A 7775-nucleotide genomic window follows, 5' to 3' on the forward strand; every position below is an offset into this window, starting at 1 on the left:
TGTCAAAGAACAATTTAATCCCCTTATTCCGGGATTATTTGATTAATTAATAACTTGTCCCGATTTTAACGGGACACTAGTGCTTTAAAATAGATGATAAGAATCTACAAACTGGAGACTTGTTGGGCTTTATCGGAAAAAACGAAAGCCAACTGACTATTGGTACCCGATTTGCTAAGGATGGCTCTGATGATTATTTCTTGCACTACATGCTTCAAAAGGTTTTCAAGATTAATTTACTCGACCTTAAGCACTCTACATCAGAAGAAAAAATCTTTGATTTTTTGGTGTATATGTTTCCTTTATATCTGAAAAGGGCATTGCGGCAAGGACTGTATAAAAAATACACCCATAGAGATTGCAATGATGCAAATGTAAGAGGCACGATTGATATTCCACAACACATTAAGCATAACATTCCGTTTTCAGGAAATATTGCATACAAGGTTAAAGAATATGCCTATGATAATGATTTCACACAGCTCATCAGGCATACAATAGAATATATCAGATCATCTAATATGGCATACGTTTTGAAAACAGATGCTGACACAGAAGCTTATGTCTCGCAAATCTGTAGTATCACTCCTTCTTATCGCAAGAATGTTTTGAGCGGCGTTATAGCCAAGAACTTGAAATCAATATGCCATCCTTATTACACAGAGTATCGGATGTTGCAGAAGCTGTGCATTAATATCCTGCATCATAAGAGATTAAAATATGGTATTGATGATAATCGGATATATGGTTTATTGTTCAGTGGCTCATGGCTTTGGGAAGAATTTTTATATAAAACAGTATTGAGCGAATGTGGATTTTTTCATCCTCAAAATCGATCGGGGAAAGGATGTATATATTTATTTGATAAAAGTAATGTTGATATTGATTTTGTAATGAGTCGGTGTAAACGTTATCCTGACTATTTTAAAGAAAATTGTATATTAGACGCTAAATACAAGCACTTGGATAACAATCGAATTGACCGCAATGATATGCACCAGATTATATCATATATGCATGTGGAAAAAGCTGGCATAGGAGGTTTTATATTTCCTACATCACAAGAAGATGTAACGATAACTAAATTGGGGAATTTACGAGGATATGGTGGTTGGATATACAATATTGGGGTTCCAATTCCCAAAGAAGAAGGAACATTTGCAATGTTTGTTGCAGCAATGACAAATGTTTTACAGGAGCTAAAGGAAAAGATCTTAACTCTCTGCTAGTGCAATTTTTTTATCCAGCTTAATCCTGCACTCTGATTCCGTATGCGACATTTTACGTTCAATGGTGGATATTTCTGAATCACGGAAGGTATGAGCAAATATCCTCTTTATAAATGTGGCAGTCTGTAGGCGTGGTTTGCCAAATGCCTTACCGATATTCCATCCAAAGTGCATGATGTCAATAGTCTTTAGCTGAGAATCAATCTTTATCGGTTCGATTTTAGGTAAGGCATCTGACAGGTAATATTCTGTTACATATCCACACAAGCGATTAAGCGCAGTTTCATCAAGATAGGAAACTAAAGTTTGTTTCGTGTATGCGATAACTTTATTGAGTTTTTCTTGTGAGGCGCGTTCTTTCTCAGCCATAGCATGGGCACGGAGTATCTCATATTCTGATGGTTGGTTGGATTCTTCTATAAAAGTATTGTTGATAGTAGAAGGTGTGGCTTCTTCATTTGGAAGTTCTGCCACATCTTCGTTGAGTTCGGAACATAATGGAGTAGAAACTTCTTCTGTTATGTCAGATGTAGTTTCGATTTCAATTTCGGGTTCAGGCTCAGAAATGATAGGTTCTGAATTTATAGCACTTTCAGCAAGTTCCGAGTTTACTGCTGGAACTTCTACGACTACAGCCTTGTTGCGATAGCACTCAAATCTCATAAAGCACTTTTCTATTGTCGGTGAAAGAATTTGACTGAATACCATTTGCAGATTGAGATAGATAGCTCCCATGATAATGGAGCATACCACCAAAATAAGGTAGCTGCTGAACTCGTCCCAACCATAGTGAAGTACGGTTTGGCGGGCTAAAACACCAATGATGGCGATTGTACCAAAAACAATCAGATGCAATGTTATATGTTCTATCTTTTTCAGCTCCATAGTGGTATGTATTAATCGTTTGTGTGCAAATATATAGGATTAATTTTTGAGAAAATTCATAGTTTTGCCTGTTAATGGGCTTTTGACGATATATTTCATCGCTTTTCACTACGTTACACTCCTAATAATAAGCGCATTGCAAATTTCTTGTTTTTGGATGAAAATAGTTGGATAAATAGGCTTGTGTATCTTAAAAACAAAAATTATCTGCATCATTTTGGGTAAACAATGCAGATAATCAATGGGGTATAGAGATATAGCTTATTAGCAATACAATGTATGGCTTGTACCATTGAGATATAACAAGATGTTATACTCTTGTTTACGAGCGACTTTGTTTATTAGCCATTTCCTAAATACAGCGGAATGTCCGGTGTCTATTTGATAGGATAGGGCTATAACCATATTGAGATTATACACATCGGCATTGTTCCCATTCTCCAACTTGATGTACTTGCAAGCTTCGTGGCTCTTCAAAACATTAGCTTTCAGGATTCTCTTGATTGCTATATGGATAGCTCCAGACGTTGTATAAAACAAGTCTGCAAGTTCCCAAGTGGTCATCCATACTTCGCCATCAGAAATATGGATGCATTGTCCGTTGTTGAGTATGATTCCTCGTTTCATAGTTCTATCTATTTGAGTGATATTTTATTGGCTGTTTCTCGCTTCTTGGAATTGACCAAATCGGCATATATTTGAGTTGTGGACACATTCTTATGCGTTAGCATCTTTGATACAGTGTAAATATCTGTGCCTAAGGATATTTGTATGACTGCATACGAATGTCTGAATCCGTGAAAGGTTATCGGTTTCGTTATTCCTGCCTTTTTGAGCCAGCTTTTCAGTGGGTAATTAATCATACTTCGCTTCAAATCCTTGAAAACTTTGCCTGTTCCGGGTGTGCCGCATAGTTCGTAGGCTTCGTAACTGATGGGGAGTGTCGCTTCCGTCTGGGTTTTCTGTGTTCTGATACGTAAACAATAGCCTTGGTCGGGAGCGATAGTGAAGTCTTCCCATTGCAGATTGAGAATGTCGCTGATGCGTAAGCCTGTCAGACAAGCGAATAGAGAAGCGGCTTTCAATACGGGGATGTCGCAAGGAGTGGCAGCGAGTTGCTTCACTTCGTCCAATGTCAAATACTCCTTCTTCACATCTTGTGGCTCAATCTTATCAAGGTAATCATTGATGTTCTCCCGAAACCATTTGTCCCGATAGGTAATCTTCAACAATCCTCTGAAGGTAGAGTAGTAGCCGGATGCCGAATTGAGGGATATAGGACGGTTGCTGTGTTTGAGTTGCTTGGCATTCAGCAAGTATTCACGGAACTTTTTGCATAAATCCACATTCACATCGCCAAAGGTACATTGCCCTTTGACGAAGTTGTAGAAATGCTGATAGACGAACTGCCATTTCTGGTCTTTGTTCCGGCACATTTTCTTGAAGTAGGCAAGGAAATCGGCTTTCTGCTTGGTCTTGTCTAAGAAACCGAACTCTTCGTTGATGAGCGATTGTACCCGGATGCAGCGGATAGCCTCTGCCTTGTTCAGCATATCATTGTTGAACTCCCGTTCCATCTCGTTTTTCGGGTGAGCATAGATGTAGATGCCAAGGTATTCTCTGCGGCTCATCTGCATCGTTTCGGGGTTACGGACTGCCGGATAATAATCCAGATACAAGGAGATACGATTATTCCGAATCTCTCTCTGACGAACTGTTACTTTTGTACACGTGTGTGTCATACTGTTTAATATTTAGAGTTTTACATTTGTTTGGTGCAAAGGAATAAGGTGATTCAATGGTGGGTACATTCACCGAAAAATAACTTATTCAATCTTTGGAGCAGCAAGCAACCTATCCAGCTCAGGCTTGGAGATAAGTGTGTATTTACCTTTCTTGACCTTTGGGATATTATGGTACTTGGCATAATGATAGAGTTGGTCTCGGGTAAGGTTGAACTTCTCCATCGCTTCAGCTACCGTATAATATTGCGGTTCTTCGGGTGCAGTAATACCTTTGACAATATCCACATGCTTCTTGGAATAGTACACCATGATGCCCTCTTTCTTCTTCGGAATGGCATTCTTGGAAACGAAACAATAGATTGCGGACAAAGTCATACCGAACTTCTCCTGCATTTCTTGGGTGCTATACCATTCGGTAATGTCTGGATTTGGGGCTTTCTTGGCGAAGTAAGCATCTATATGTTTCTTGCTCCAGTAGGTCTTGCCACGATTGAAAGTTCGGGGGATGTTATTCTTCTTGGCTACCACAAATATCCATGACTCGTTTACATGGTATTTCTCTTTCACTTCGGCAGTGGTATAGAAGTCGGTGATAGGGGATTTCTCTTTTGTTGGTGTCTTCTCGTTTTCGGGCGAAAGATAGTCTGTCATGTTTTCTATATCAGCTCTGCGAACAAGCGTTTTCCTTTCAAATCGGATTACTTTGATTGTTCCATTGCGGATATAGCGATATATAGAAGTACGCCCAATATTTAATAACTCGGCTACTTCTGATGGAGTAAGATACTCCTTGTTCAAATTAGGAGGTGTCTTTATGCTTTTCCCTAATTCGTGTTGCAGACTTTCAATGCGCTGTTTCCTAACCCTGTCTTTGTAGGCAAGATTGGCGCATCGGTGTGAACAATACTCTGTGGTGGTCTTATGGGCTGTGAAAACAGCATTGCACCACTTACATCTTTTCTGAATGTCGATTTTACTACTCATTATTTGTCCGTTTATTTCGCCAAATCTGTTTCATCGCGTACCACCACGTACCATGACGTACCAGTGTGTCCACGACCTTTCCGACCTAAAATCGGAGAGTAACAAGCGAGCAACAAATACGGTACAAAAATGAGCTGAAAAAGCCCTATAAACGATAACCATCGCTTATAAGGCTAAAAAGAAAGGCGTTCAAAATGAACGCCTTGATAATCATTGATGATATATGCTAATCGTTGGTAATTACTACCTATTTGCCGATGCAAAAATGTGTTATAAAATGTAATTAACTGATTATCAATATATGTTTTGACTAAAATCGCCTTAAAGGGACAAACGGGGGACAAAAAATCGCATACCAAAAGAAAGAAAAACAATAAAACCATTTCAGAAAAGCCACACTGAAATGTCAGGGACAAAATTTGTCCCTCGCCATCTTTCGTTTTGTCCCTTGCTATCCCTCGTTTTCATGGTTGAGTTCTGTATTTCTGAAAAGCCTTCATAAATAAGTTTAGTTTGGTTTTTGTATATCTAATCAAGTTCTAAACTAAACCGCTTGATAATCTCAAAATCTGAACATTTTGGCCGTCTTTTTTCTTTTCGCCAGCAAAGACTTCTTTTTAACTCGCTATTACTTGAAATGCAGTTCACCGTTTATAGTGTTCCTGTTATACGCCCACTATCCATTTTCTTCTTCCACATCACTTTCGGGCTGGTTGAATAAGAATTGTGTCGCGAAGGTATATGTCCTGTCTTTCTTCTTTGCAAGGTCAAGCCTGCCGGTTCCTGTCAAAATCTCCACACTCGGTTTTTAACAGAGGTGGTATTTTGCCAATGAAACCTTGCAAGAAGAGCCGGGACACCTTGCAATGCGACATAATTTTAATCAAACCCGAAAGTAGCTGATGCGACCAGAGGGAAAAGTAAAAATTCAAATCAGAAGCGATTATGGCAAATTATGCGACAAACATCTTCTACGCAAGTACGGAGAACGAGAAAGACCTTGATAAGGTAGAGAAATTTTTAGATGAAACTTTTTGCGACTGTTATCTTGACAGGGCAGAGGACAGTATCGAGGGAGAGTTTTTCTCAAAGTGGGATTATCCCGAAAAAGAGATAAACGAAATGATTTCTCTTTTGGAGAGCAAAGACAAGATTTATATCCGAGTGCTGACACACGAGCTGTGCAACGAGTATGTGAACTTTCAGGTATTCTCAAACGGAGAATGGTCTTACAGATAACCCTTAAACACAAGCGTACTATGTATTACGAAGAAGAACAGGCAACAGAGATTATCGGGTGTTCTTGTACTTTACTAACACCTTACAAAGGATATACTGAGGGCGAAGTGGTTGGCGATTATGGCTCTGAAATAGTGGTAAGGCTCAACAACGACAAAGAAGTAGTGGAATACCGGGACGAGGTACTAATCTATGACTAATGGAGGATTGATTTATGATGACACCGATAGCGACAAGATTTGTGGATTGGGATATTCCCGAACTTTCAACCCTGCAAAATAGCATGGTATATCAGTTGAGACAACAACTCAATGATGGCGTTCCTATGTGCCGACAGCAGAAGAATTGGCTGACAAACAGCGTGAACAGAAATACCTATTTCAAGAAAGGAGTTCCATTAGGAGGATACCGCTTTGACTTTTCGGATGTGCTGAAACGTTTCTTTGTCAAGCAATATGGGCATATTGCAGAATACTATGCCGTTGATAAAACCTCATTGAGGGCATTCCTTTGTGGCAGGATTGATGAAATCATTGAAATAACCGATTAAAATAAAAATATTATGCTGTACGATTATAGACAAAAAAGCAAAACGCCAATGCTTCTGACTTTGGCTAATGGCAAGACCATTGAGGGCGAATTTATAGACCTGCGGATAGATACCAATACATTGCCCAAAGGGAAACTATGGTATCACATTCGGCATACGGACGATGATTTGACGGAACCTGCCTCATTGAAGAACGGTTGCGTGGTGGTCAATTTCTGCGGTACGTTCATTTGCGACCCCATCGACGATTTCCCTTGTGGACAGGAACTGGAGATAGCCGACTGGTCATATCTGGAATGATGACAGGCTTCAGGCGAATGGCAGCACGGAGAATGTTTCTCTATGTTGCCATTTCTGTTATTGACCAATATGCTATAAATGGCAATCGACTTTTATAATCCGGGCTTGTAGAAACAAGCCTGACTACCTTTTGTAAATTAGTATTGTTTCGGAGAAGCCGGCAATACACCTTTTATAGATACGATAGTTCATACTTCGCCAATAGCGACCAAGGCTGCTTTGTCCGGCGATAGCGGGACTTCTGCTTTTCTTTCTCTTCTTGGGCATCCTTGTCTTGTCGGCCGTTGAAGTAGAAGGCGACTATTCTGATGCGGTTTTCGACTGTTCGTCAAGTCGGTCTGTTTTCCGGGGCGGCACACTCCACGGCAGAATGCTCTTGGTCGGCTTACGATATAAATGCAGGCATTGTCCGGCATCCACTTTTGGCGACAATACTCGTTCCTCTCCGATCATACTTTTTCTTTTGGACTTACAGCCGGAGCGTTTATTCAAACTTACATTTACGGACGGATGCTGTCCACTCACGAAGCCTTGCTCATTTTTTTTCATCAACCCGTTTCACAACCGCTTTTGGTCGTGTTATCACACATTTTTCCGTTGCAAAGTTAGTATGCAGCCGGGCACGGCTAAAGAGCCTTGGTCAATGGCGTAGCTTCACAAATCTTCCTTTATCGAGCCTGTGGTTTTGACGGCTTGCGCTGACAAAAATAAAGCGTATTTGATTGCTATCCTTGTCGCAACCCTATACTGCACTCACTTATGTTGGCAGCGTAAAAATAATTTTAATAATTTAAGTTTCGCAAGTTCAGCTTGCTAGTTTTAATTTGTAAATATCGCATATAT

At 39.9% G+C, this 7775-nt stretch carries 11 protein-coding genes; 5 read left to right on the plus strand and 6 right to left on the minus strand.

The window, feature by feature from the left end:
• The first annotated feature begins 89 nt into the window (after window positions 1-89).
• Window positions 90-1229 carry an McrC family protein gene (locus tag E5355_RS18520; protein ID WP_136011491.1) on the plus strand — a complete coding sequence of 380 codons (1140 nt, stop codon included), beginning with the start codon at window positions 90-92 and terminating at the stop codon, window positions 1227-1229.
• On the opposite strand, the gene E5355_RS18525 is transcribed toward E5355_RS18520, so the two are convergent.
• The 5 genes from E5355_RS18525 to E5355_RS20185 all read right to left on the minus strand — a co-directional run bounded on the left by E5355_RS18525 (window position 1215) and on the right by E5355_RS20185 (window position 5642).
• Window positions 1215-2114: a mobilization protein gene (locus tag E5355_RS18525; RefSeq protein WP_136011492.1), complete on the minus strand. Its 900-nt coding sequence runs from the start codon at window positions 2112-2114 to the stop codon at window positions 1215-1217. The genes E5355_RS18520 and E5355_RS18525 overlap by 15 nt on opposite strands.
• Before the next feature lie 264 nt (window positions 2115-2378).
• Window positions 2379-2741, minus strand: a complete 363-nt coding sequence (locus E5355_RS18530; protein ID WP_007665782.1) for a hypothetical protein — start codon at window positions 2739-2741, stop codon at window positions 2379-2381.
• Window positions 2742-2749: 8 nt separating this feature from the next.
• Window positions 2750-3856: a site-specific integrase gene (locus E5355_RS18535; protein ID WP_136011493.1), complete on the minus strand. Its 1107-nt coding sequence runs from the start codon at window positions 3854-3856 to the stop codon at window positions 2750-2752.
• An 84-nt stretch (window positions 3857-3940) separates the two neighbouring features.
• Entirely contained in the window at window positions 3941-4843 is a 903-nt protein-coding gene (locus tag E5355_RS18540; protein WP_007665778.1) for a helix-turn-helix domain-containing protein, read from the minus strand.
• A gap of 676 nt (window positions 4844-5519) precedes the next feature.
• Window positions 5520-5642 carry a hypothetical protein gene (locus E5355_RS20185; protein WP_256372014.1) on the minus strand — a complete coding sequence of 41 codons (123 nt, stop codon included), beginning with the start codon at window positions 5640-5642 and terminating at the stop codon, window positions 5520-5522.
• 146 nt (window positions 5643-5788) lie between these two features.
• Between E5355_RS20185 and E5355_RS18550 the strand changes: the two genes are divergently transcribed.
• Genes E5355_RS18550 through E5355_RS18565 form a run of 4 tightly spaced genes read left to right on the plus strand, consistent with a single transcriptional unit; the run spans window position 5789 to window position 6932 of the window.
• The gene (locus E5355_RS18550; RefSeq protein ID WP_027200667.1) at window positions 5789-6082 is read left to right on the plus strand and encodes a hypothetical protein; all 294 of its coding nucleotides are present in this window, start codon (window positions 5789-5791) and stop codon (window positions 6080-6082) included.
• A 20-nt stretch (window positions 6083-6102) separates the two neighbouring features.
• Entirely contained in the window at window positions 6103-6282 is a 180-nt protein-coding gene (locus tag E5355_RS18555) for a ribonuclease P (RefSeq protein ID WP_136011494.1), read from the plus strand.
• 17 nt (window positions 6283-6299) lie between these two features.
• The gene (locus E5355_RS18560; protein WP_136011497.1) at window positions 6300-6632 is read left to right on the plus strand and encodes a molybdenum ABC transporter ATP-binding protein; all 333 of its coding nucleotides are present in this window, start codon (window positions 6300-6302) and stop codon (window positions 6630-6632) included.
• A 48-nt stretch (window positions 6633-6680) separates the two neighbouring features.
• Window positions 6681-6932, plus strand: a complete 252-nt coding sequence (locus tag E5355_RS18565; protein WP_246867002.1) for an LPD28 domain-containing protein — start codon at window positions 6681-6683, stop codon at window positions 6930-6932.
• A gap of 300 nt (window positions 6933-7232) precedes the next feature.
• Here E5355_RS18565 and E5355_RS19595 read toward each other — a convergent pair whose 3' ends face one another.
• Window positions 7233-7481: a hypothetical protein gene (locus E5355_RS19595; RefSeq protein ID WP_168354389.1), complete on the minus strand. Its 249-nt coding sequence runs from the start codon at window positions 7479-7481 to the stop codon at window positions 7233-7235.
• Window positions 7482-7775 lie beyond the last annotated feature (294 nt).

Source organism: Bacteroides muris (ex Afrizal et al. 2022), assembly GCF_004793475.1.
GTDB classification, from domain to species: Bacteria; Bacteroidota; Bacteroidia; order Bacteroidales; family Bacteroidaceae; genus Bacteroides; species Bacteroides muris.